This window comes from Enterobacter cloacae complex sp. 2015409, from assembly GCF_041365315.1.
Lineage (GTDB): Bacteria > Pseudomonadota > Gammaproteobacteria > Enterobacterales > Enterobacteriaceae > Enterobacter > Enterobacter pseudoroggenkampii.
On record NZ_JBFTVM010000001.1, the window covers coordinates 723541 to 748193 of the forward strand.

General features: G+C 54.4%; 26 protein-coding genes, 1 pseudogene and 1 riboswitch. Of the genes and pseudogenes, 15 read left to right on the forward strand and 12 right to left on the reverse strand.

Annotated elements, in window-relative coordinates:
* The first annotated feature begins 68 nt into the window (after positions 1-68).
* From ACDO57_RS03350 to htpX, 4 genes are all read left to right on the forward strand, one after another.
* Complete coding sequence (locus ACDO57_RS03350; protein ID WP_032647756.1) at positions 69-566, forward strand: GAF domain-containing protein; 498 nt, start codon at positions 69-71, stop codon at positions 564-566.
* Between the two features lie 96 nt (positions 567-662).
* The gene (gene proQ, locus ACDO57_RS03355; RefSeq protein ID WP_267217029.1) at positions 663-1349 is read left to right on the forward strand and encodes an RNA chaperone ProQ; all 687 of its coding nucleotides are present in this window, start codon (positions 663-665) and stop codon (positions 1347-1349) included.
* Positions 1350-1368: 19 nt separating this feature from the next.
* On the forward strand, positions 1369-3417 hold the full coding sequence (gene prc, locus ACDO57_RS03360; RefSeq protein WP_024909720.1) for a carboxy terminal-processing peptidase: 2049 nt from the start codon (positions 1369-1371) through the stop codon (positions 3415-3417).
* 193 nt (positions 3418-3610) lie between these two features.
* Entirely contained in the window at positions 3611-4492 is an 882-nt protein-coding gene (htpX, locus tag ACDO57_RS03365; protein ID WP_014884290.1) for a protease HtpX, read from the forward strand.
* Positions 4493-4542: 50 nt separating this feature from the next.
* Here htpX and ACDO57_RS03370 read toward each other — a convergent pair whose 3' ends face one another.
* On the reverse strand, positions 4543-5916 hold the full coding sequence (locus ACDO57_RS03370; RefSeq protein ID WP_024909721.1) for an MFS transporter: 1374 nt from the start codon (positions 5914-5916) through the stop codon (positions 4543-4545).
* A gap of 179 nt (positions 5917-6095) precedes the next feature.
* Here ACDO57_RS03370 and kdgR point away from each other — a divergent pair, with 179 nt between their 5' ends.
* Complete coding sequence (gene kdgR, locus ACDO57_RS03375) at positions 6096-6887, forward strand: DNA-binding transcriptional regulator KdgR (protein WP_023312208.1); 792 nt, start codon at positions 6096-6098, stop codon at positions 6885-6887.
* Between the two features lie 65 nt (positions 6888-6952).
* Here kdgR and ACDO57_RS03380 read toward each other — a convergent pair whose 3' ends face one another.
* Positions 6953-7192, reverse strand: a complete 240-nt coding sequence (locus ACDO57_RS03380) for a YobH family protein (RefSeq protein WP_090419798.1) — start codon at positions 7190-7192, stop codon at positions 6953-6955.
* A gap of 160 nt (positions 7193-7352) precedes the next feature.
* Here ACDO57_RS03380 and mgrB point away from each other — a divergent pair, with 160 nt between their 5' ends.
* The 7 genes and pseudogenes from mgrB to rlmA all read left to right on the forward strand — a co-directional run bounded on the left by mgrB (position 7353) and on the right by rlmA (position 12586).
* On the forward strand, positions 7353-7496 hold the full coding sequence (gene mgrB, locus ACDO57_RS03385) for a PhoP/PhoQ regulator MgrB (protein ID WP_006175995.1): 144 nt from the start codon (positions 7353-7355) through the stop codon (positions 7494-7496).
* Positions 7497-7570: 74 nt separating this feature from the next.
* On the forward strand, positions 7571-7861 hold the full coding sequence (locus ACDO57_RS03390) for a YebO family protein (RefSeq protein WP_024909723.1): 291 nt from the start codon (positions 7571-7573) through the stop codon (positions 7859-7861).
* A 23-nt stretch (positions 7862-7884) separates the two neighbouring features.
* Positions 7885-8874, forward strand: a complete 990-nt coding sequence (locus ACDO57_RS03395; RefSeq protein WP_370883519.1) for an MBL fold metallo-hydrolase — start codon at positions 7885-7887, stop codon at positions 8872-8874.
* A gap of 525 nt (positions 8875-9399) precedes the next feature.
* Positions 9400-9544 (forward strand): annotated as a pseudogene (locus ACDO57_RS03400) (DUF2627 domain-containing protein).
* 13 nt (positions 9545-9557) lie between these two features.
* Positions 9558-9767, forward strand: a complete 210-nt coding sequence (gene cspE / locus ACDO57_RS03405) for a transcription antiterminator/RNA stability regulator CspE (protein ID WP_001062678.1) — start codon at positions 9558-9560, stop codon at positions 9765-9767.
* A gap of 237 nt (positions 9768-10004) precedes the next feature.
* Complete coding sequence (gene ftsI / locus ACDO57_RS03410; RefSeq protein ID WP_090419808.1) at positions 10005-11705, forward strand: peptidoglycan glycosyltransferase FtsI; 1701 nt, start codon at positions 10005-10007, stop codon at positions 11703-11705.
* 65 nt (positions 11706-11770) lie between these two features.
* Entirely contained in the window at positions 11771-12586 is an 816-nt protein-coding gene (gene rlmA / locus ACDO57_RS03415) for a 23S rRNA (guanine(745)-N(1))-methyltransferase (RefSeq protein ID WP_048992199.1), read from the forward strand.
* On the opposite strand, the gene mntP is transcribed toward rlmA, so the two are convergent.
* The 5 genes from mntP to manX all read right to left on the reverse strand — a co-directional run bounded on the left by mntP (position 12583) and on the right by manX (position 16738).
* Positions 12583-13149, reverse strand: coding sequence for a manganese efflux pump MntP (gene mntP / locus ACDO57_RS03420; protein ID WP_048992281.1), 567 nt, complete (start codon positions 13147-13149; stop codon positions 12583-12585). The two genes, rlmA and mntP, sit on opposite strands and share 4 nt — an antisense overlap.
* A 10-nt stretch (positions 13150-13159) precedes the next feature.
* Positions 13160-13349, reverse strand: a riboswitch (yybP-ykoY riboswitch).
* Positions 13350-13547: 198 nt separating this feature from the next.
* Positions 13548-14006 carry a DUF986 family protein gene (locus ACDO57_RS03425; RefSeq protein WP_048029444.1) on the reverse strand — a complete coding sequence of 153 codons (459 nt, stop codon included), beginning with the start codon at positions 14004-14006 and terminating at the stop codon, positions 13548-13550.
* Positions 14007-14061: 55 nt separating this feature from the next.
* Positions 14062-14913: a PTS mannose transporter subunit IID gene (locus ACDO57_RS03430; RefSeq protein ID WP_006810994.1), complete on the reverse strand. Its 852-nt coding sequence runs from the start codon at positions 14911-14913 to the stop codon at positions 14062-14064.
* Positions 14914-14925: 12 nt separating this feature from the next.
* The gene (gene manY, locus ACDO57_RS03435; RefSeq protein WP_024909729.1) at positions 14926-15726 is read right to left on the reverse strand and encodes a PTS mannose transporter subunit IIC; all 801 of its coding nucleotides are present in this window, start codon (positions 15724-15726) and stop codon (positions 14926-14928) included.
* Between the two features lie 46 nt (positions 15727-15772).
* Positions 15773-16738: a PTS mannose transporter subunit IIAB gene (gene manX / locus ACDO57_RS03440; RefSeq protein ID WP_148770121.1), complete on the reverse strand. Its 966-nt coding sequence runs from the start codon at positions 16736-16738 to the stop codon at positions 15773-15775.
* 316 nt (positions 16739-17054) lie between these two features.
* Here manX and ACDO57_RS03445 point away from each other — a divergent pair, with 316 nt between their 5' ends.
* Together ACDO57_RS03445 and yoaE are read left to right on the forward strand one after the other, a co-directional pair.
* Positions 17055-17213: a hypothetical protein gene (locus ACDO57_RS03445; protein ID WP_370883520.1), complete on the forward strand. Its 159-nt coding sequence runs from the start codon at positions 17055-17057 to the stop codon at positions 17211-17213.
* Positions 17201-18760, forward strand: coding sequence for a CNNM family cation transport protein YoaE (gene yoaE, locus ACDO57_RS03450; protein WP_032647743.1), 1560 nt, complete (start codon positions 17201-17203; stop codon positions 18758-18760). The genes ACDO57_RS03445 and yoaE overlap by 13 nt, the downstream gene beginning before the upstream one ends.
* Positions 18761-18766: 6 nt before the next feature.
* Here the strand turns inward: yoaE and ACDO57_RS03455 are convergent, their stop codons facing one another.
* The 4 genes from ACDO57_RS03455 to pabB all read right to left on the reverse strand — a co-directional run bounded on the left by ACDO57_RS03455 (position 18767) and on the right by pabB (position 23956).
* Entirely contained in the window at positions 18767-20365 is a 1599-nt protein-coding gene (locus tag ACDO57_RS03455; protein WP_208763014.1) for a cyclic diguanylate phosphodiesterase, read from the reverse strand.
* A 130-nt stretch (positions 20366-20495) separates the two neighbouring features.
* Positions 20496-21860 carry an L-serine ammonia-lyase gene (gene sdaA, locus ACDO57_RS03460; protein WP_024909859.1) on the reverse strand — a complete coding sequence of 455 codons (1365 nt, stop codon included), beginning with the start codon at positions 21858-21860 and terminating at the stop codon, positions 20496-20498.
* A 185-nt stretch (positions 21861-22045) separates the two neighbouring features.
* Positions 22046-22624, reverse strand: a complete 579-nt coding sequence (locus ACDO57_RS03465) for a CoA pyrophosphatase (protein ID WP_048029449.1) — start codon at positions 22622-22624, stop codon at positions 22046-22048.
* Between the two features lie 6 nt (positions 22625-22630).
* Entirely contained in the window at positions 22631-23956 is a 1326-nt protein-coding gene (gene pabB, locus ACDO57_RS03470; RefSeq protein WP_370884108.1) for an aminodeoxychorismate synthase component 1, read from the reverse strand.
* Between the two features lie 61 nt (positions 23957-24017).
* On the opposite strand from pabB, the gene ACDO57_RS03475 reads away from it, so the two are divergent.
* The gene (locus ACDO57_RS03475; protein ID WP_061714889.1) at positions 24018-24200 is read left to right on the forward strand and encodes a YoaH family protein; all 183 of its coding nucleotides are present in this window, start codon (positions 24018-24020) and stop codon (positions 24198-24200) included.
* A 6-nt stretch (positions 24201-24206) separates the two neighbouring features.
* On the opposite strand, the gene ACDO57_RS03480 is transcribed toward ACDO57_RS03475, so the two are convergent.
* The gene (locus ACDO57_RS03480; RefSeq protein ID WP_008500498.1) at positions 24207-24551 is read right to left on the reverse strand and encodes a RidA family protein; all 345 of its coding nucleotides are present in this window, start codon (positions 24549-24551) and stop codon (positions 24207-24209) included.
* Between the last annotated feature and the right edge of the window lie 102 nt (positions 24552-24653).

The window sequence follows — 24653 nt, forward strand, 5'->3', positions numbered from 1 at the left end:
TGAGCGCATTTAATGCTTATTTTAATAGGCTATGCGGTAAATTTGTAAGACAACTAAGTGATTGAATAATGAACAAAACAGAATTCTACGCGGATCTGAACCGCGATTTTAAGGCATTGATGGCGGGTGAGACCAGCTTCTTAGCCACTCTGGCAAATACTAGCGCATTGCTGTTTGAACGTCTCTCTGAGGTGAACTGGGCCGGCTTTTACCTTCTGGAAGGTGAAACTCTGGTGCTCGGTCCGTTCCAGGGCAAACTGGCCTGCGTGCGTATTCCGGTAGGGCGCGGCGTATGCGGCACGGCGGTGGCCGAGAATCAGGTCCAGCGTGTGGAAGATGTTCATGCATTTGACGGGCACATTGCCTGCGATGCCGCCAGTAATTCTGAAATCGTTCTGCCTCTGGTGGTCAAAAATCAGATTATTGGCGTTCTGGATATCGACAGTACGGTCTTCAGTCGCTTTACAACCGAGGACGAACAGGGGCTGCGCGAGCTGGTGGCTAATCTGGAAAACGTACTCGCGGCAACCGATTATCAAAAATTCTTTGCGAGCGTCGCAGGATAATCAACGGATAACGTAGCATTTACTGATAGCGTCATTATAATGACGCCTGTTCATGCCTGCGCTTGTTGGCAACGTCCGTTGTAATCAGGAAATTTCATGGAAAATCAACCTAAGTTGAATAGCAGTAAAGAAGTTATCGCATTTCTGGCCGAGCGTTTTCCGCAGTGCTTCAGCGCGGAAGGTGAAGCGCGTCCCCTGAAAGTCGGTATTTTTCAGGATCTGGTGGCACGTGTTGAAGGGGAAATGAACCTCAGCAAAACTCAGCTGCGTTCCGCCTTACGTCTTTATACTTCGAGCTGGCGTTACCTGTACGGTATCAAAGCTGGCGCGACCCGCGTGGATCTCGACGGCAACCCGTGTGGTGAGCTGGACGAGCAGCACGTCGAGCACGCCCGCAAGCAGCTTGAAGAAGCCAAAGCACGCGTTCAGGCACAACGTGCAGAACAGCAGGCGAAAAAACGCGAAGCCGCCGCGGCAAACGGCCAGGAAGATGCGCCTCGTCGTGAGCGTAAACCACGCCCTGCGCCGCGCCGTCACGATAATAACGATCGCAAACCGCGTGCAGACAAACCAGCAGCAAAAACCCCGCGTGCCCCTCGTGAAGAGCCGCGCCATACGCCGGTTTCTGACATTAACGCCCTGAGCGTAGGTCAGGCGCTGAAGGTAAAAGCGGGTAACAATGCTATGGACGCCACCGTACTGGAAATCACCAAAGATGGCGTTCGTGTACAGCTGACTTCTGGTATGTCAATGATTGTACGCGCAGAACACTTGTTGTTCTGAAACGGAGGCCAAGCCTGGCATGAACACTTTTTTTAAGCTCACCGCGCTGGCGGGCCTGTTTGCCATAACAGGTCACGCTTTTGCAGTGGACGATATCACGCGTGTTGATCAAATTCCGGTTCTCAAGGAAGAGACGCAGCACGCGACGGTGAGCGAGCGCGTGACCTCACGTTTTACCCGCTCGCACTATCGTCAGTTCGATCTCGATCAGGCCTTTTCGGCCAAAATCTTTGACCGCTATCTGAACTTGCTGGATTACAGCCATAACGTTTTGCTCGCCAGCGATGTCGAGCAGTTCGCTAAGCGCAAATCCGAGGTGGGTGATGAGTTGCGCTCAGGCAAGCTGGATCTGTTCTACGATCTCTACAACCTGTCGCAAAAGCGCCGCTTCGAACGCTATCAGTACGCGCTGAAAGTGCTGGAACGTCCGATGGACTTCACCGGCAACGACACCTTTAATCTGGATCGCAGTAAAGCACCCTGGCCGAAAGATGAAGCCGAGTTGAATGCGCTGTGGGACGGTAAAGTTAAATACGATGAACTGAGCCTCAAGCTTACCGGCAAAGACGAAAAAGAGATCCGTGACACGCTGACGCGTCGTTACAAATTCGCCATTCGTCGTCTGGCGCAGACCAACAGTGAGGATGTCTTCTCGCTGGCCATGACGGCCTTTGCTCACGAAATCGATCCGCACACCAACTATCTCTCTCCACGCAACACCGAACAGTTCAATACCGAGATGAGCCTGTCTCTTGAAGGTATCGGCGCGGTGCTGCAGATGGACGATGATTACACGGTGATCAATTCGATGGTTGCGGGTGGCCCGGCATCCAAAAGCAAAGCGATTAGCGTAGGCGATCGTATTGTGGGTGTAGGACAAACCGGACAGAACATGGTCGACGTGATCGGCTGGCGTCTTGATGACGTGGTTGCGCTGATCAAAGGTCCGAAAGGCAGTAAGGTTCGTCTGGAAGTCCTGCCAGCCGGAAAAGGCACCAAAACCCGTATCGTTACCCTGACCCGCGAGCGTATCCGTCTGGAAGACCGAGCGGTGAAAATGTCGGTGAAAACCGTGGGTAAAGAGAAGGTGGGGGTCCTGGATATTCCTGGCTTCTACGTTGGGCTGACTGACGATGTGAAAGTTCAGTTGCAGAAGCTTGAAAAGCAGAACGTCAGCAGCATTATCATCGACCTGCGCAGTAACGGCGGCGGAGCGCTAACGGAAGCGGTTTCACTCTCTGGTCTGTTCATTCCATCGGGTCCCGTGGTGCAGGTGCGCGATAACAACGGTAAAGTGCGTGAAGATGCCGACAACGACGGTGTGGTCTACTACAAAGGCCCGCTGGTGGTCCTGGTTGACCGCTTCAGTGCTTCCGCGTCTGAGATCTTTGCCGCTGCCATGCAGGATTATGGCCGTGCGCTGATCGTCGGTGAGCCAACCTTCGGGAAAGGCACCGTTCAGCAGTATCGTTCTCTTAATCGTATCTACGATCAAATGCTGCGTCCGGAATGGCCTGCACTGGGCTCGGTTCAGTACACCATTCAGAAATTCTACCGCGTGAATGGCGGCAGTACGCAGCGTAAGGGCGTAACGCCGGACATTATGATGCCGACAGGCACGGAAGAGACGGAAACCGGTGAGAAGTTTGAAGATAACGCGTTACCGTGGGACAGCATCAATGCCGCGACCTACGTGAAAGCGGGTGATATGACGCAATTTGGCCCTGAACTGCTGAAAGCGCATAACGACCGCATCGCGAAAGATCCGGAATTCCAGTACATCATGAAGGACATCGCACGCTTCAATGCCCTGAAAGATAAGCGGAATATCGTTTCTCTGAACTACGCACAGCGTGAGAAAGAGAACAACGAAGACGATGCAACCCGCCTGGCGCGTATCAACGATCGCTTCAAGCGTGAAGGCAAGCCACTGCTCAAAAAACTGGACGATCTGCCAAAAGATTACCAGGAGCCGGATCCGTATCTGGATGAGACGGTGCATATCGCTCTCGACCTGGCGAATCAGGAAAAAGAGAAACCTGCCGTACAGCCCGCTCCGGCAAAATAATCTCCCAACAGGCACAAGAAATTGTGCCTGTTTCTTTTTGTTCTTCATCCTTCCGTCAGCCAGATTTCCAATTGTGTAAAGTTGTGTCTTTCTGGTGACTTACGCCCGTTGGATGCTTGAAAATAGCCGCAATACCCATACGATGTGGGTAATCGCATAGTGCGTTTTGTTAAACTGAGGTAAAAAGAAAATTATGATGCGAATCGCGCTCTTCCTGCTCACCAACCTGGCGGTCATGGTGGTTTTCGGGCTCGTGCTAAGCCTGACAGGAATTCAGTCGAGCAGCGTTCAGGGTCTGTTGATTATGGCGCTGCTGTTTGGTTTTGGTGGCTCGTTCATCTCCCTGCTGATGTCGAAGTGGATGGCACTGAAATCGGTGGGTGGTGAGGTTATTGAACAGCCGCGTAACGATATGGAACAGTGGCTGATGAATACGGTGGCTCAGCAATCCCGTCAGGCCGGCATCGCCATGCCGCAGGTGGCGATTTACCATGCCCCGGACATCAATGCGTTTGCCACGGGCGCCCGTCGCGATGCGTCACTGGTTGCCGTCAGCACCGGTCTGCTGCAGAACATGAGCCGTGACGAAGCTGAAGCGGTTATCGCCCACGAAATCAGCCATATCGCCAACGGTGACATGGTGACCATGACCCTGATTCAGGGTGTGGTGAACACCTTCGTGATCTTCATCTCCCGCATCCTGGCGCAGATTGCGGCAGGCTTCATGGGCGGCAACCGCGACGAAGGTGAAGAGAGCAACGGCAACCCGCTGATCTACTTCGCCGTGTCGATGGTTCTGGAACTGGTATTCGGTATTCTGGCCAGCATCATCACCATGTGGTTCTCTCGTCACCGTGAATTCCACGCGGATGCCGGCTCTGCGAAGCTGGTTGGTCGTGAGAAGATGATTGCCGCGCTGCAGCGTCTGAAAACCAGCTACGAGCCGCAGGAAGCGAACAGCATGATGGCCTTCTGCATTAACGGTAAATCCAAATCGCTGAGCGAGCTGTTTATGTCTCACCCGCCACTGGATAAACGTATTGAAGCGCTGCGCAGTGGGGAATACCTGAAGTAACGCCAGGAACCCTAATAAGCCGGGCAGGAGAACACTCTGCCCGGCTTTTTTTATGCCTGAACCCTGGGCTGTGTCACCCGCAGGCCGCTGACGACCGCCGCGAGGGAAGCAAGGGCACCTGCGGTGAGAAGCGCAATGTGGTTACCGTTTTGCCCGGCAAGGTTAAACATCAGGGCGACCAGTGCCGCACCGCTGCTTTGTCCCAGAAGGCGCGCGGTCCCCAGCATACCGCTGGCTCCTCCGCTGCGATGACGCGGCGCGGAGGTGATAATGGTGTGGTTGTTAGGGGACTGGAACAGACCAAACCCCGCGCCGCACAGGATCATGCGCCAGATGATGTCCAGATCGGTTGGCGATGACGGTAGCAATGCCAGCGCGAAAAGGCCTGTCGCCATCACCGCCAGCCCCAAAGCACCCAATAAACCGGCATGGACGCGTTCAATTAAATAACCTGCCAGCGGTGCCATCACCATGGTCGCCAGCGGCCAGGGGGTAAGCAGCAAACCGGTCTCCACCTCTGAACGTCCAACCACGCTTTGCAGAAAGAAGGGTAGGGAGACCAGAGCCAGCATCTGGGCGCAGAACGAGCAGACAGACGTGCAAATGGAGAGGGAAAAGAGGGGAATACGCAGCAGATCAACAGGCAGTAGAGGCACAGGGAGAGTGAGCTGGCGGCGAACAAAGAAGAAGCCGATCGCCAGCAGGGCGATAAGCTCCGCGCCGGTAAGCATCAGAGACTGTCCCTGCGCAAAGCCGCTCAGCGCCGTAATCAACAGGCCAAAGGTCAGGGCATTCATCACCGCACTCGCCACGTCGAAGCGCGGCATGGTGCTTTTGGGACCGTTAGCGGGAAGAAAGCGCAGGGCAAAGAAGATGGCGACAATACCCAGCGGCACGTTGATGGCGAACAGCCACTGCCATGACGCAACGGAAAGGATCGCCGCCGCAATGGTTGGCCCGGCGGCAGAAGAGACGGCGACAATAAACGAGTTTATCCCCATGCCTCGGCCCAGATGACGCTGCGGATAAATTAAGCGGATCAACGCCGTGTTTACGCTCATGAGCGCCGCGCCGCCAAAACCCTGCGCAATGCGGGCAAGCGTCAGGGTATGCAGTGAATCTGAAAGAGCACAGAACAAAGACGTAAAGGTGAAAACCACCAGACCGCACTGATACACCCGACGGTAACCGAACATATCGCCCAGGAAAGAAAACGAGAGCAGGGAAACCACGATCGCAATCTGATAGGCGTTAACAATCCATATCGAACTGGCGGGAGAGGCGTGCAGGTCGCTGGCGATGGTTGGCAGGGCAACGTTTGCGATTGCGCCGTCAAGGACCGCCATTGATATACCGATAATGATGGTCGCTATCGCGCCATACCGCTGGGGTAAAGGCAGGCCATCGGAAAGGGTCTTTTCCATTAGGGTTAAAAAAGCTCAGCGTGAAATTATTCTCAGGGTAACTATTTTAGCATTGTTACAGCCGCGATATGTCGCAGATTTGTAACGAAGTAAACGGGGATTGATTGCAGGTGACATGACGGGAACTTATAATAAAAACCGGTTCTGATTTTTATAAAACACTCGCTATGAGGTGGTAAATGGCTATTGCGGATTTGGATAAACAGCCAGATTCTGTTTCTTCCGTGCTGAAGGTGTTTGGCATCTTACAGGCGCTGGGAGAGGAGCGTGAAATAGGTATTACAGAGTTGTCACAGCGCGTGATGATGTCAAAAAGCACCGTATATCGCTTTTTGCAGACCATGAAATCGCTGGGTTACGTTGCCCAGGAAGGCGAATCTGAAAAATACTCCCTGACGCTGAAGCTGTTTGAGCTGGGTGCCCGCGCGCTACAAAATGTTGACCTGATCCGCAGCGCCGATATTCAGATGCGTGAAATCTCTCGCCTCACTAAAGAGACCATCCATCTCGGCGCGCTGGATGAAGACAGCATTGTTTACATCCATAAAATCGACTCCATGTACAATCTGCGCATGTATTCGCGCATTGGTCGTCGCAACCCGCTCTACAGTACCGCCATTGGTAAAGTTCTGCTGGCGTGGCGCGATCGTGAGGAAGTGAAGCAGATCCTCGAAGGCGTGGAATACAAGCAAAGTACCTCACGAACCATTACCAGCACGGACGCGCTGCTAACGGTGCTCGATCGCGTACGCGAGCAGGGGTATGGCGAAGATAACGAGGAGCAGGAAGAGGGACTGCGCTGCATCGGCGTTCCGGTATTTGACCGTTTTGGCGTGGTGATCGCGGGCTTAAGTATCTCTTTCCCAACCTTACGTTTCTCCGAAGAGCGTCTGCATGAGTATGTGGCTATTCTCCACACTGCCGCACGTAAGATTTCTGAACAGATGGGGTATCACGACTACCCGTTCTAATCTCTGTTCACATAAAAAACGCCGCATCTGTTGCGGCGTTTTTTGTCGGTCATTTACCCGGCTGACTAGCCATTATCAATCACGACGGAAGTCTTACGCAGGACCGGACAGTGGGTTAAGCCAACAATCCCGCTGTCAGTATGCAGATATTGCGCAGTGCTCATTCCTTGTGCTGTTAAGTATTTACACTGAATGCCTAACCCGGCAGCATTTTCGGTGCTTCCCACAAGTACGCCATAACCCGTTAGCAGAAGGCCAATCCAGACAATGGCCAGTGCAATAATTGTTCGAATGATTAAGCGCATCATTACCTCTTTTATCGTTGTTATCATAATGCTAGCGTAAACGGTTTACGAAACGAAACAAGTGCAGGATTCTGAAAAAAGCGCGATGGCGGCATAGTTAGCCCTTGTTTAAGATAAGCGTGATAACCTCGTTACATCAGGTCATTAGACGGAGTGTGGAGTGAAAAAAATACGCTGGGTAATTCTGATTATCGTGCTGATAGCGTGCGTGGTGTTATGGACGCAGACGATCAATGTGATGTGCGATCAGGATGTACAGTTTTTTAGCGGCGTTTGCGCAATCAATAAATTTATTCCGTGGTAACACGCATTTTTTCTCAAGGTGATTTCCTTCCTTCGCGCCAGTGGTAAAATAGACGTTTTTATTGAGGTGGTGAAATGGGTGAGTTACTGAATTCAGGGCTGCTGAATATAGCATCCCTGATGATTTCTTTGGTTGTTCTGCTTGTCGGGCTGGTCATTTGGTTTTTTGTGAATCGCGCCAGTTCCCGTACTAACGAGCAGATTGAACTGCTGGAAGCGCTGCTCGATCAGCAAAAACGTCAGAATGCGCTGCTACGCCGTCTGTGTGAGGCTAACGAACCGGAAGAGAAAGACGCGCCGAAAGACGCAGTCGCTGAAGATAACAAAGACGAAGACGACTTTATCCGCCTGGTGGCTGAGCGTTAATCTTTTTGTCCTGGGAGGTGGCTGTGGTCTGGAAAAACCCCTGGTATGACCCCTCCCTGAAACATCACACCCCGAACGGTTTTCGTAATACCGATCCTGTTGGACATCAACCCGGCGACCTTGACCGCTGGCGTAAAGCGCGTAAAGAGGCCGGTTTACCGAAGCCGCCCGCGCTGGGTTATGAAGACTTTATCCGCCAGTGGTGGCAACCGGTTGAGCTTACGCAAACTCATGAAGATGGGGTGTGGTGGCTCGGACACGCGAGCGTGTTGCTGCAGCTGGACGGCAATATCATCCTTACCGACCCGGTGTTTTCACGGCGCGCTTCTCCGCTCCCTTTCCTGGGACCACAGCGCAAAACGCCTCCCGCGCTGTCAGTCGATCAGCTTCATCAGCTTGATGCGGTCGTCATCTCTCATAATCATTACGATCATCTTGATGACGCGACCATTCGCCGTATCCTCAAACGCTTCCCCGACGTCAGTTTTTTTGTTCCGTTGGGCCTGGCCGACTGGTTTCGGCGTCGGGGAGCAAAACGCGTGGTTGAGCTAGACTGGTGGCAGAGTTTCACCTGGCAAGGGATGACGCTGACCGCCGTACCGGCACAGCACTGGAGTATGCGCACGCCATGGAACCGCAATCGCTCATTATGGTGCGGCTGGGTGATGGAAGGCCGACATCATCGTTTCTGGTTCAGCGGTGATACGGGGTATTCGCCCGAGCTGCTGTTGATACCTGAACGCCTGGGCCATATTGATGCCGCCGCGTTACCGATTGGTGCCTATGCCCCACGATGGTTCATGGCTGTCCATCATATGGATCCGCAATCTGCGGTGGCATTGTGGCAGCAGCTGGGCTCTCCTCTGGCGTTCCCCATTCACTGGGGCGTGTTTGAACTGGCAGATGAATCCTTAGATGAACCTGTGCAGGAGTTAACTCACGCACTCGATAATTTAGCACCAGTTAACCATTCTTTCAGGATACTGAAGATTGGTGAATATTTATCCTTATAAACGAAGCGATAAATTGTTGCATATATTGTTGATGTAAAGGCGCGCAGGAATGTTTTATTTTTATCGAAACGTTTTGCTTGCCTTCTTTTGATGCAGAGTCATAAAAATTTCATTATTTTGGTGCATAACGCTGTTTATTCGCTGGTGCATTTTAATACAGCTGGGCGCGGGTTATTAACACTGTTTTTTCTCTGAAACAATTTGGTCGCGTTACAATGATTTAAGCATAAGTTTTCACAAATTGTTCTAACTCAATCAAGACGTAAGATTTCTTTTCCTGTTTGCTGGACGGTTCGTAATGATTGAGCTATGTTAAAAAAGTCTTAGATTACAGCGGTTGTGAAAGCAACGCTGGGTCTTTGTTACGCAGCAGGGCTGTCTGGACGTGATGCGCATAATTGTGCAAAACCTGACAGGCACTGTTCGAATTTGTGCGGCGGATCGAGACATGTTTAAAAATGGCTTGCCATATTAAACATAGTGTGTGATAACACGTTTTGGGTCAAACGAGGTACAGTTCTGTTTATGTGTGGCATTTTCAGTAAAGAAGTCCTGAGTAAACACGTTGTCGTTGAATACCGCTTCTCTGCCGAACCTTATATTAGTGCCTCATGCAGTAATGTCTCAGTTTTATCTCAGTTAATGCCTGCGGGCTAAGAAAACACTCTAAGGAATTTTGCAAAATGGCAAAGATTAAAGGTCAAGTTAAGTGGTTCAACGAGTCTAAAGGTTTTGGTTTCATTACTCCTGCTGACGGCAGCAAAGACGTGTTCGTACACTTCTCTGCAATCCAGGGTAACGGCTTCAAAACTCTGGCTGAAGGCCAGAACGTTGAGTTCGAAATTCAGGACGGCCAGAAAGGCCCAGCTGCAGTTAACGTAACTGCTATCTGATCGAACCGCTGCTGACTGAAGCGCTTAGCACTTCACTCTCAGACATAAAGCCTCGCATAACGCGGGGCTTTTTTATGTCCTTAATCTTTCAAAATATTACCATTCACGGTCTTGTTAGTAACTTGTTGCAAAGCTGCGAGGTTAGTAGCACTGTTTCGCCTCCCTAAGCGCATCTTTTCCCGTTAAATCAGGGCGTTGTTTAACAGTCCTGGGGTTCAGGTGAAGAAGAAATTGATAATGACCGCTGGCAATTTCACGCCAGCGCGTTTTGCGCTGCTCTGTTTAGCTATTTTCTGTAGTCTGGCCTTTTTACTTGGCCGCGTAGCCTGGCTGCAAATCATCAAGCCTGACAATCTGGTGAAGCAGGAAGATATGCGCTCCCTCCGCCAGCTGGCGATTGATGCGCCGCGCGGCATGATAATGGATCGCGAAGGTCGTCCCCTGGCGGTGAGCGTGCCTGTACGGGCCGTTTGGGCCGATCCTAAAACGGTGCTGGCAAAAGGAGGCGTTGGCGTCGACGAACGCTGGCAGGCGTTGGCAAACGCGCTACATCTCTCCCTGGGCGCACTCTCGGCGCGAATCAACGCCAACCCGCAGGGCCGTTTTATTTATCTTGCCCGTCAGGTCGATCCGGCACAGGCAAAGTGGATAGATAAACTCAATCTGCCCGGCATCAATTTACGCGATGAATCCCGCCGTTTTTATCCTGCCGGCCATGTGGCAGCGAACCTGATTGGCTTCACCAATATTGACGGGCAGGGCATTGAGGGCGTGGAAAAAAGCTTCAACGCGCAGCTGACCGGCAAGGCGGGTGTGCGCCAGGTAAGGGAAGATCGCTATGGACGCGTGGTTGAAAACCTGACGGAAGTTGCGCCCGCGCCGGCGCATAACATCCAGTTAAGTATCGACGAGCGTCTGCAAACCATCACCGAGGATGCGCTCGATAATGCCGTGGCCTGGAACAAGGCCGAGTCTGGGGCCTCGGTGCTCATTAATATCCCCACAGGGGAAATACTCGCCATGGCGAGCTATCCGGATTTCAACCCCAATAACCGGGAAGGCGCAACGATAAACGATTTTCGCAACCGTGCGATCAGCGATACGTTCGAACCGGGTTCCACGGTCAAGCCGCTGGTGCTGATGACGGCCCTGCAGCAGGGGCTGGTGCAGCCGGACAGCGTCATTGACACGCATCCGTATACCCTCGACGGGCATCGTATCCGCGATGTGGGCTATTATCCTGAACTGACAATGACCGGGATCCTGCAAAAATCGAGCGACACCGGCGTGTCCCGACTGTCCCTGGCAATGCCTGTCCAGCATCTTATTGATACCTACCGAAATTTTGGATTCGGCACGAATACGGGGCTTGGCTTAACGGGTGAGAGCGCGGGGCTGTTGCCCCAGCGTAAATACTGGAGCCAGCTCGACCGCGCGACATTTGCCTTCGGCTACGGGCTGATGGTGACGCCGCTCCAGCTGGCGCACGTCTACGCCACGATTGGCGGCTTCGGGCTTGAGCGACCTCTCTCGATTACGCGTATCGATCCCCCTGTTATCGGGCAACGCGTCATGCCAGAAGAGATTGCGCACGAGGTGGAGCATATGATGGAGAGCGTTGCGCTGCCGGGCGGCGGAGGGGTTAAGGCCGCCGTTCGTGATTACCGGGTGGCGGTGAAAACCGGTACGGCGAAGAAAATTGACGATAGCGGGAAGTATGTCGATAAATACGTCGCCTACACCGCAGGGGTTGCACCTGCCAGCAATCCGCGTTTTGCCCTGGTGGTGGTGATTAACGATCCGCAAAATGGTGCCTACTACGGCGGGGCCGTCTCCGCCCCTGTCTTCAGTGAGATTATGGGCAACGTGCTGCGTCTGGAAAATGTGAAACCTGACGGGTTACCGGCAGGGTCCGATCACCTTATCGTTATGCGTTAACCGGGCGTTTATAACCAGGGCGAATAGCGGTACACTTCGCCCTTTGATTATGCTCCGGAGTCACCATGTCCTTCAGCTGTCCCCTTTGCCACGCCCCCCTGACGCACTCAGATAAAAGTTATACTTGTCCGCAGGGGCATCAGTTTGATAGGGCAAAAGAAGGCTACGTGAATCTTCTGCCGGTGCAGCATAAACGCTCCCGCGATCCAGGCGACAGTGCAGAGATGATGCAGGCGCGACGCGCATTTCTTGATGCCGGGCACTATCTGCCGCTGCGGGAGACCGTCGCGCAGATGCTGGATGACATTCTGCCGGATTCAGCCACCGCCATGCTCGATATCGGCTGTGGGGAAGGATACTACACCGCACGGTTTGCGGAGGTTGCTCGTGAGAAGGGCGCACAGACGTTCGGTCTGGACGTGTCGAAAGTGGCGATTCGCGCAGCGGCAAAGCGTTACGCGGACGTGACGTTCTGCGTGGCGTCCAGCCACCGGCTGCCGTTTGACGATGCCAGCATGGACGCGGTTATTCGCATTTACGCGCCCTGCAAGGCGGAAGAGCTGGCTCGCGTGGTAAAACCGGGCGGATGGGTAGTCACCGTGACGCCGGGCCCGCGTCATCTGATGGAGCTGAAAGGGCTGATCTACGACGAAGTGCGTCTGCATGCCCCGCATTCTGAGCAGCTGGCCGGTTTTACCCTGAAGCAAGCGGAATCGGTGGCGTACGAAATGACGCTGAAAGGGGAAGAGGCCGTCGCGTTATTGCAGATGACGCCGTTCGCGTGGCGGGCAAAACCGGAAGTATGGGAAGCGTTAGCGGCACACTCAACATTTGGCTGCCAGACGGACTTCAGTATCCACCTCTGGCAGCGCGAAGATTAACCGGCGAAGTGTGCCCAGAGGATTTGGGCACCAATGCCAATCAACACAATCCCCCCCAGGATCTCAGCGCGTTTACCCAGCAGCGGGCCGATAAACCGTCCGACCATCATGCCCAGCGTGGACATAATCAGGGTTGCGCAGCCGATGGCCAGCGCGGTGGCAATGATATTGACCTGCAGGAATGCCAGACCGACACCGACGGCCATCGCATCAAGGCTGGTGGCAATGGCCGTGGTGACCAGCAGCCAGAACCCGTGGCGGTGCTGAGGCTCCTCGTCTTCTTCATCGCTGCCGCGAAAACCTTCAATCACCATTCGGCCACCGAGAAATACCAGCAGGACGAACGCAATCCAGTGGTTCCACTCCAGCACGAACTGGCTGGCGAGCATGCCAAGACCCCAGCCGATAAGCGGCGTCAGCGTTTCGATAGCGCCAAAAATCAGACCGGTACGCAGGGCTTCTGAGAACTTAGGTTTGTGGAGCGTGGCGCCTTTTCCGATGGAAGCAGCGAATGCGTCCATGGACATGCCAAAAGCGAGAAGGATCGTAGCGGAGATATTCATAACAGCGTCCAGACCGGGGATATCCATATGACACATCACTGCCCCCAGTAAACAGCAGTTGATGTATCTATGGTCTCGCCTGATCGCGCTGCACATAAGATGTGCTGTCAGCGATCCGTACGTGCCACGTTTTTCAACGAGTATGTTGACACGTACATTTCCTGCGAACAGGAAATCGGCTACTCCCCAACGACGGGCGCAACCTTAACATATTTTGAGAATATAAAACAACATTGAAGAGGCATTATTTAAAACACTTGTTGATAACGATTTTCATTTGTCTTTAAGCGTGAAAATATCGTTAACAAATAGAGATAAAATTAACGAAGGAGATATAGCTTTGGCTATATTTCTTGCGCCAGATAAACGCAGTATATAGCCATTGCTATATATCTAACTCATTGAGTTTTAACGAGTAACTTGTATATCTTTTCCAGGTCGTCAATATTCTTCACCCGAATAAGCAGGCGGCGTTGTTCTAATTGCATCACCAGCACGCCGTCTTCGGATAAATTCATCTCTTTAATACGGTTATATTCTATCCACACATTGGCGAAGAAAAATCCGTGGGATTTAAAAATGATTTTCGGCGTGCGGATCCAGAACAGATAAATCGCCATTAATGCCAGCGCACATAATAACCATGTGGTTAATAATGCACCATGGCTGGTAACGTTATTGTAAATAAGAATGGCGATGAGACCCACGAAGATAAAGGCATCCACGCGCCCGCGTCGCAGAAGGGGAAGGGAGAGCAGCGTCTCGCCGTGACGGCGGGGCATGATGAACTCGTCATAGATCGCGTAAGCCAGAAGGGCAACAACAAATAAAACCAGTACGATGTCCGTGACAGTCATTCATCCTCCAGATAAAAAAAACCGGGGGCAAGCCCCCGGCCTATAGCATTGATACTTACAGACCCAGCAGGCCGACGGCGTAGCCCGCGATACCGATGACGAAGAAGCCAACGATAATCCACAGCGGGTTCACTTTCTTACGCAGCAGCCACATGCAGGCGAAGGTCAACAGCAGCGGGACCAGGCCCGGCATCAGCTGATCCAGAATCGTCTGCACGGTGGTGACGCGCGTCTGACCATCCTGCCCGGTGATGGTTGATACCACCAGCGGGATGTTCACGTGCGTCCACTTGTTAACCAGTGCCCCCATGACAAACAGGCCGAGGATTGACGCCCCCTCAGTCAGTTTCTGCAGGAAGCCGCCGCCCATGTCCTTAACGATGTCCACCCCTTTACGGTAGCCATAGGCCACGCCGTAGTAACGGGTCAGCAGACGCACGGCGTTGAACAGGATGAAGAACAGCAGCGGGCCAAGCAGGCTGCCGCTCATCGCGATACCGGCACCCAGTGCCGCGAAGACCGGACGCACGGTACCCCAGAAGATAGGGTCACCGACACCGGCCAGCGGACCCATCAGACCGACTTTGATACCGTTGATAGCACCATCGTCAATCTCTGCGCCGTTTGCACGCTGTTCTTCCATTGCCAGCGTTACGCCCAGTACGGGAGCCGCAACGTAAGGATGGGTGTTAAAGAATTCCAGGTGACGCTTGATGGCCTGACGGCGCGCTTCGTTGTTTTCCGGGTACAGGCGTTTGATCGCCGGTACCATGGAGAAGCAGAAGCCCAGCGCCTGCATACGTTCGAAGTTCCATGAACCCTGAAACAGGTTAGAACGGATGAACACGCCACGAATATCACCCGGAGTGAGTTTTTTCTCGGTGGTAGTTTTTGTCATATCAACCATTTCGCTCACCTGTTAGTCCAGTTCGTTATCGAGATCGTTGTTACCAGCAGCCTGCGCTGGGGCACCCGCGACGCGGTTATATTTCGGGCTGAGCTGGATGTAGAGAATCGCCATCACCGCACCGATCACACCCAGTGCAACCAGGTTGAAGTTGGTGAAGGCCGCGGTCACGAAGCCGAGGTAGAAGAACGGCATCAGGTAGCCTGCGCGCATCATGTTGATGACCATCGCATAACCAACGACCACGATCATACCGCCCGCTATGTTCAGGCCGCCGGTGACCACTTCAGGAATGGCGTTCAGCATGCTCTGGACTTCACTGGTACCCACAGAGATCGCCACGATAACCGCCGGGATCGCGATACGCATCGCCTGCAGGAACAGGGATGAAACGTGGATCCATGACAGGGCCGTGAGGTTGCCGTTGTCGGCCGCCTTATCCGCCGCGTGCTGGAAGGCAACGGTAATAGTACGAACGATGATGGTCAGAACCTGGCCTGCGGCTGCCAGCGGGATTGCCAGGGCGATACCTGCACCAATACTCTGGTGACCGGCAATAACCAGAACGGTCGAAATGATAGAGGCCAGCGCGGCATCGGGCGCAACCGCCGCGCCGATGTTCATCCAGCCCAGGGCGATCATTTCCAGGGTACCACCGATGATGATACCGGTTTTCATGTCACCCAGAACGGCCCCAATCAGGGTACAGGCCACCAGCGGGCGGTGGAACTGAAATTCATCAAGTACGGATTCCATACCCGCAATACATGCGACCACGAACACCAGCACAATCTGAAGAGTGGTAATCTCCATTGCACTTCTCCTATTACGTAAACTTTATATGAGAACCGGCGCGGGCTTATTTCCCAACTTTGCCGATCAAATCCATCATTTTCAGTTTTTGATCCGTGGAAACCTTACGGGCTTCCAGCTCAATACCGCGCGCATTCAGCTTGTTGAATGCCTCGATATCTTTCGCATCGACTGAAATGGCGTTGTTGACCTGCGTTTTGCCCTGACGGAATGCCATACCACCAATGTTCACGGAGGTGATTTTCACGCCGCCTTCAACAATGCGCTCAACGTCTGTCGGGTTAGTGAACAGCAGCATCACGCGTTCACCCGCGTATTTCGGGTTGTTGTAAACGCGGATCATCTTGGCGACATCCACGACGTGCGCGGTAACGCCAGGAGGAGCAACCTGAGTCAGAAGGGTTTTACGAACGGAATCGGCGGCCACTTCGTCGCTGACCACGATAATGCGTCGAACGTTGGTCTCTTTGGTCCAGCGCGTGGCGACCTGGCCGTGGATTAAACGGTCATCAATACGCGCAAGGCCGATAACCATGTAATCGTTCGGGCCCATCGGTTTTGCCGGTGCTACCGCTTTCGGTGCCGCTGCAGGCGCAGGGGCAGGTTTTTCAACCGGCTGCGCTTTCAGGGCCTTAACCCCTTCGCGACCAGTTTCAACGGCCAGTGCCACCAGCTCATCGAACGCCGGATTGTCGTCGCGCGCCATGAAGGTTTCCACCAGCATGGGAATGTTGACCCCGGCGACAACTTCATAGTGCTCTTTATCGACGACAATGCGGCTGGCAGCATTGAACGGGCTGCCGCCCCATGTATCAACGAGAAACAGCACGCCTTTGCTGGTATCCAGCTTCTCGAGTTGAGCGTTGTACTTCTCAATCAGCGTCTCGGCGTTTTCACCGGGAACGAAATCGATCCAGCCGACGTTTTCCTGCTCGCCCAACAGCATCTCTGCCGTTTTGAGTAGCTGCTCAGCAGCCCAACCATGTGTGCCTATGACAATAGCAATGGTCACTTGCTACCTCCTTTTATTATCATTAATACGCCTGCCAGGCAGTCGTACTGAGAATCGTATTGGCGAACCGAATCGATTCAGATAAGGGTTAGAGTTCAAAAAACTAAGACTTCCGCGAATTATTTTAGATAGTGAAAAAATAATTTATGTGATGAAGATCCGTAATTTAGCCACGCGTTACAGATTTATCTGTAGCGTAAAGCGGCTGTGTTACAGAACTTTGCAAAGGAACGTAAATCTTTGCTAAAAACACAGTCTCTCTGATATGTTTAGCCTCCGTTTAATTGTTCAGGAGTATAGGGCTACAGCCCACTATATGGACCGTCACCGACGTCAGTCATCTACCAGGCCATTTCGCGCCTTATTCACCGGCGATCCTCGCCACGTATCGACTCTGTTTACCTCTGTTTTGCCCACATTGAGTGGGGCACCGTTTCGTCATTCCTTTAGCAGGAGCTTGTCATGGAATTCTTAATGGACCCGTCAATCTGGGTGGGATTGCTCACGCTGGTGGTGCTGGAGATTGTTCTCGGCATTGATAACCTGGTGTTTATCGCCATCCTTGCGGACAAACTGCCGCCAAAACAGCGTGATAAAGCGCGTCTGATTGGTCTCTCGCTGGCGCTGGTCATGCGACTGGGGCTGCTCTCCGTCATCTCCTGGATGGTCACGCTGACCAAACCGCTGTTCTCCGTCATGGATTACACCTTCTCCGGGCGTGATTTAATCATGCTGATTGGGGGGATATTCCTGCTCTTCAAAGCGACGACAGAGCTTCACGAGCGGCTGGAAAACCGTCAGCACGATGATGGGCACGGTAAAGGCTATGCCAGCTTCTGGGTGGTGGTACTGCAGATCGTGGTGCTTGATGCGGTCTTCTCGCTGGATGCGGTGATCACGGCGGTCGGCATGGTGAACCATCTACCGGTAATGATGGCGGCTGTCGTTATTGCAATGGCGGTGATGCTGCTGGCCTCGAAGCCGCTGACGCGCTTCGTCAACCAGCATCCAACGGTGGTCGTGCTGTGTCTGAGCTTCCTGCTGATGATTGGTCTGAGCCTGGTGGCGGAAGGCTTTGGCTTCCATATTCCGAAAGGCTACCTGTACGCCGCGATTGGCTTCTCGATCCTGATCGAGCTGTTCAACCAGATTGCGCGTCGTAACTTTATTAAGCAGCAGTCGAATCAGCCGCTGCGTGCCCGTACCGCAGATGCCATTCTGCGCCTGATGGGCGGTCGTCGTCAGGTGAACGTTCAGTCTGATTCCGAAAACCATAATCCGGTTCCGGTCCCGGAAGGGGCGTTTGTGGAACAGGAACGCTACATGATTAACGGCGTGCTCTCCCTGGCCTCCCGTTCGCTGCGCGGCATCATGACGCCGCGCGGGGAAATCAGCTGGGTCGATGCTAACCTGAGCGTGGATGAAATTCGCCAGCAGCTGCTCTCTTCACCGCACAGCCTGTTCCCGGTGTGTCGTGGTGAGCTGGATGAGATCATCGGCGTCGTGCGGGCGAAAGAGATGCTGGTGGCCCTGGAAGAGGGCGTCAACGTGGAAGCCGTTGCTGCGGCGTCGCCTGCGATTGTCGTGCCGGAAACCCTGGATCCGATCAACCTGCTCGGGGTGCTGCGTCGCGCTCGCGGTAGCTTTGTTATCGTCACCAACGAGTTTGGCGTGGTGCAGGGGCTGGTCACGCCGCTGGACGTGCTGGAAGCGATTGCCGGTGAGTTCCCGGATGCAGACGAAACGCCAGAGATTGTTGCCGACGGTGAAGGCTGGCTGGTTAAAGGTACCACCGACCTGCACGCGCTCTCGCACACGCTGGGGCTGGAAAACGTGATTAACGATGAAGAAGACATCGCGACCGTTGCCGGTCTGGTGATCGCCGTTAACGGGCAAATCCCGCGCGTCGGAGATGTGATCGAGCTTTCGCCGCTGCACATTACGATCGTTGAAGCCAACGACTATCGCGTTGATATGGTTCGTATTGTTAAAGAACAATCAGCCCACGACGAAGATGAGTAAGCCGGCTTAGCGCAGCGGCATTAAGGGCACGATGTGCCCGTTATGATGCGCTGGCGGGGGCGCGCTCCCCGCCAGCCACTTCGGAAAATCCCGTAGCGGCATGGGCCGCGCATAGAAAAAGCCCTGCAGGACAGGCACGCCGTGGCGGCGCAAATAGCGCGCCTGCTCCTCTGTCTCGACCCCCTCAGCAACCAGTTCAATATCAAGCCGCTGGCCCAGCGCAATAATCATATCCGTCACCGTCGAGTTCACGGCGTCGGTGCCGATGGCGGTGGTAAAGGACTGGTCGATTTTCAGTACGTCCGGGTGCAGCTTCTCAAGCCAGGAGAGAGAGCTGTTTCCGGTGCCAAAATCGTCGATGGCGAGCTTCACCCCTTTGCGATGCAGTTCGCGCACGATGCGATAATCCGCATCCAGCAGCGCATCCCGTTCCGTGAGTTCTATCACCAGCTGCTGGCGCGGAAAGGCGCTGAACCAGAGACGGTTCAGGTCCTGTATCAACACCGCGTGACGGAAATGGCTGGCGGCAACGTTAATGCCGATGTGAAAACCGGCGCTGGAAGGGAAGTAGCCTATCTGGCGCACCGTTTCGGCGATGACATAGCGGGTCAGGGGGACAATCTGGTTATGTTCTTCTGCCAGAGGAATAAACACCTCCGGGGTGATCCAACCCTGACGGGGGTTGTTCCAGCGCAGCAGGATCTCCACGCCAGTACACGCCTGGGTGCGGGCATTCACCAGCGGCTGGCAGAAAAGCTCAAATTCCCGCCCCGCAATGCCCATATCAATCTCCCACGTAAAGCTCATCCGGTTTGCCGTCGCCAGCCAGGCGAGATAGCCCAGCAACAGGCTCAGCATAAGCCCCAGCGGCAGCTGGGCTGGCAGGCTTTTTAAGGCTAATGCTCCAGGACCTGGCCCGCTGACCGTAATGGTGAAAGGATTTCGGGTTGATGACTGCTGGAAAAGAGAGTCTTCATCATCAAACGTCAGGCTGTCGCTGACGCGTTGACCATAGCGCAGAAAGCGATCGCCCACGGTCAGCGCCACGTCATTGATAAGCGGGCGCTGGGGCTCGAGGATCATTTTGGCGATCAGATCGATATTGATGATCTCGATGACGCCTGCTTCACCGTCCTGAGAAACGGGATACCACTGAATCAATATCGGGCTGTCCTTAAGCAACCACTGGTCGGTGGATAAAATCAGCTTCGTCGTGCTGGCGGGGAGTTCTTTCAGGAAGTCACGAACGGGCACATCGCGGCTTCCGAAAATACTCGAGCAGTACAGGATACCGTCTTTAATCAGGGCGATAGAGCGTACCGTCTGCAAAATGGCGGCCTGCTTTCGCAGCGCCAGGTGCGCCTGGGGACAGGGCTGTCCCACCAGGGGCTGCAGCACGCTGCGGCGGTTCTCCAGAGAAAGCAGTATGTTATCAAGAGCGCGGACGGTGTGGCTGGTAAAATCGAGGATCCGCTGTTGATTAACATTGCGCTGTGAAATAAAGCGAATGCCTAACGTCAGGATGAGTGTGAGGAGCGCAACCGTGACACAGACGATAACGCGTTTTCGGCGATAGTTTTTAATGATCGTTTGTGCAGTTTGCATGAACGGTCGCCTGATAAGCCACCAGCCACAAAAGCCGGACGCAACAGTGAAAGTGTAGTGGGGAAAACAGCGGGAGACGAGGAAGAAGAGGGAAATTCGCCCATCCGTTGCAGATGGGCGAAAGGCAGTATTAGTCGCACTGCACCTTAATGGCCAGGCCACCACGGGACGTCTCGCGGTATTTCGCGTTCATGTCTTTGCCGGTTTCGTACATGGTTTCAATCACCTTATCCAGCGATACGCGAGGTTCGCTGGTACGGCGCATCGCCATACGTGAGGCGTTGATGGCTTTCACCGAGGCAATCGCGTTACGCTCGATGCACGGCACCTGCACCTGGCCCGCGACCGGGTCACAGGTCAGACCGAGGTTATGTTCCATACCGATTTCAGCCGCCACGCAGACCTGCTCAGGGCTTGCGCCCAGCAGCTCTGCCAGACCTGCCGCCGCCATGGAACAGGCCACGCCGACTTCACCCTGACAGCCCACTTCCGCACCGGAGATGGAGGCGTTCATCTTGTACAGCGCGCCGATGGCACCTGCCGCCAGGAAATAGCGAATGTAGATGTCCGGCGTCACGGGCTCAATAAAGTGATCGTAGTAGGCCAGCACTGCCGGGACGATACCGCAGGCGCCGTTGGTTGGCGCCGTCACGACGCGACCACCGGCGGCGTTCTCTTCGTTAACGGCCAGGGCAAACATGTTTACCCAGTCAACCACGTTCATCGGGTCGTTGGAGAACTTGTCCGTGGTCACCAGCATACGGCGCAGGGCGGAGGCACGACGCGGTACGCGCAGTGGACCCGGCAGAACGCCTTCGGTGTTCATCCCGCGATCGATACAGGCGCGCATGGTTTGCCAGACGTTCGCAAAATAGTCTTCAATCTCTTTTTTGCTGTGCAGGGCCAGTTCGTTCTGCATCACCATACCGGACAGTGAAAGACCGGTCTCTTTGCAGTAGCCCAGCATCTCGGTAGCCGATTTGAACGGGTACGGTACGTTGACGTCGCCGACGCTGTCTTTGCCAAAATGCTCTTCATCCACGATGAAGCCACCGCCGATGGAGTAGTACGTCTTGCTGTAGATCTCTTTTTCACCGCTCCAGGCGTGAATGGTCATGCCGTTTTCATGCAGCGGCAGGTTGTCGCTACGGAAACGCATGCCGTCATCCTGCGGAAAATCGACTTCCTGCTGGCCGTTTGCCAGCAGCAGGCGACCGCGTGTTTCCACGTCGCGGATAAATGCCGGGATGGCATCAATATCAACGGTATCCGGCATGTTGCCTGCCAGACCCATAATAATGGCGATATCGGTGTGGTGGCCTTTACCCGTTAATGACAGCGAGCCGTAAACATCCACGGCGACACGGGTAACGCTTTCCAGTAATCCTTTTTCGACCAGATCATCGACGAACTGTTTACCGGCCTTCATCGGGCCAACAGTATGGGAGGACGAAGGGCCAATTCCCACTTTGAACATGTCGAATATACTAATCACTTTCACACTCCTGACAGGGTTACCGGGGTTCCAGTAACGATGTTATAACTGCGCATAGTGTAAGAGGGAACACCGACCTCGGCTTAACTATTCACATGAATTAAACTAATGGTTAACGATGGGTTTTGCTAATAGCGCGACGCAGATCGCAAACCTGGCAGAAGAGGGCGGAATGTAAAGTATAGTCAAGGCTTCAGGCCGATTTGCAACGCCAGCTCACGAATAATGCCCGCCGTCATGCCCCAGACAAAATAATGCTGATACCAGGACAACCAGACCCGATGGTCATGCCCACGACGCTGAATATCCAGCGGGTGGTAACGACTCAGTCGGAGGGCTTCCTCCAGCGGCATTTCAAACACCGCGGAGACTTCATCGACGCTGGCGTGATACTGCAGGCCTGGCGGGATAATGCCGACAACCGGCGTGACCTGAAAACCGGTGACGCTGTCGACGGGCGGCAGCACGCCGATGACCTCAACGGCCTCCGGCGGAATGGCCACCTCTTCCTGCGCTTCGCGCAGCGCGGCGGCAATCAGCGAGGCGTCGGAGCTGTCTACCGCGCCCCCCGGAAAAGCGACCTGACCCGCGTGCTTGCGTAAATGGGCGGAACGCTGGGTGAGCAGCAGGCCCGGCTGCGCGCGACGCACGACCGGGATCAGCACGGCCGCCTGACGTTGATTCAGCGCTTCGCGGTTAACCTGCGGCCGTAATAGCTGAAAACGCGATAAAAAGTCATCCAGCGTCAGGTTCTCTTTTTCCACCCGTGATTACTCCAGTTGTTTCAGGATACGGTTAACTTTATCAAAGGTTTCCTGATATTCCGCATCGACCTCACTGTCGGCAACAATGCCGCCCCCGGCCGAACAGTAAAGGTTTCCGTTGCAGGCGGTCAGCGTACGAATGGTAATGCTGGTATCCAGCGTGCCGCACAGACTGATATAGCCAATGCTGCCGCACCAGGCGTTGCGGCGGTGCGGCTCCAGCTCATCAATGATCTCCATCGCCCGCACCTTTGGCGCGCCGGTGATGGAGCCGCCCGGGAACGCCGCGCGCAGCAGGTCGCAGGCCGTGCGCGAGTCAGGCAGCCGCGCGGTAATGGTGCTGACCAGATGATGCACCGCCGGGAAAGGCTCGACGACAAACAGTTCCGGCACGCGGACGCTGCCCGGAACGGCCACCCGGCCAATGTCGTTACGCATCAGATCGACAATCATCAGGTTTTCGGCGCGGTCTTTCGGCGAGGCGGCGAGTTTTTCCGCCTGCTTGCGGTCGGCGTCGGGATCGGCAAGACGCGGCAAGGTGCCTTTAATCGGACGGGTTTGAATCGTGCCCTCGGCCAGATGAATAAAACGCTCGGGCGACAGGCTGAGGATCGCCCCCTGTTCCAGACGCACAAACGCGCTAAACGGCGCCTTATTGCTGGCATTAAGACGGGTAAACGCCTGCCACTCATCTCCCCGGTATGTCGCCTGGAAGCGCTGGGCAAGGTTAACCTGGTAGCAGTCACCGCTTTGCAGATACGCCTGAACGCGCGCGAATTTTTCGCCATACTCTGCGGCGCTCATGTTCGAGCGCCAGTCGGAGGTCAGCGTGAACATCTCTGCGGGTGCAGCCTGTTGCGCCTCAAGCCAGGCCAGACGCGCCTGCACGTCACGATGGCTCAGCAGGGAAACCGTTTTTTTCTGGTGATCAACAATTAACGCCCAGTCATACAGCCCCACGGCCATGTCGGGCAGGGAAATATCAGCCTGCGCATGCTCCGGCAGCGTTTCGAAACGGCGACCCAGATCGTAGCCAAACAGGCCCAGCGCGCCCCCCTGAAAAGGAAGGTCCGGGTTGGGTGTGGCAGATAAGCCCAGCGCGTTAATGTCGTGCTGAAGCTGCACCAGCGGATCGTCCGTCAGCGAAAGGTCATCGGTTGTCAGCGTCTTCAGCGGATCGGCGACCAGAATATCAAAGCGGCTATAGGGATGATCCGCATGGCCGGAATGCAGCAGCATCGCAAACGGAAGATGGCTCAGGCGGGCAAACCAGTATTCAGCGGCGTCTGTCCGCCAGGGCAGGGTAATAACAGTGGGGAAGCGCATGTTCATGTATGGCATACTACCGGGCAGCGTGAAATAATTAGCGCGAATAATTTAGCAGGAGTTGACGATGTTTGCAGGTTTACCTTCTCTGAGCCATGAACAGCAGCAGAAAGCGGTTGAGCGAATTCAGGAACTGATGTCCCAGGGGATGAGCAGCGGACAGGCGATTTCCCTGGTGGCGGAAGAACTGCGCGCCACGCATACCGGCGAGCGGATCGTGGCGCGTTTCGAGGATGAAGATGAAGAGTAATCGGGCTTAAACGGCCGCGATAATCTTAATCTCGACCTTGTATTCCGGCTTCATCAGCGTGGCCTGTACGGTGCAGCGTACAGGCGCGTGACCCGCCACCACCCACGCATCCCAGGCTTTGTTCATTGCCGCGAAGTCATCTTTGTTTGCCAGGAAAATCGTCGCATCCAGAATGCGGGATTTGTCGCTGCCCTGTTTTTCCAGCACCGCGTCAATCTGCGCCAGGGTATTTGCCGTCTGCTCGAACGCATCCGCGTCCAGGTTAGCCGGGACGCCGGTGTAGTAGAGCGTCTGGTTATGGATCACCACATCAGACCAGCGGGCTTCGGCATCAATGCGCACAATTGTCATAAACGTTTCCTCGTTATTTTTCGTCATCAGGCGGCAAGACTGCCATATTGTTCTCCTGTCGTCACTATTTGGGGTGGCACATGAGAGGATGGGCTGACATAA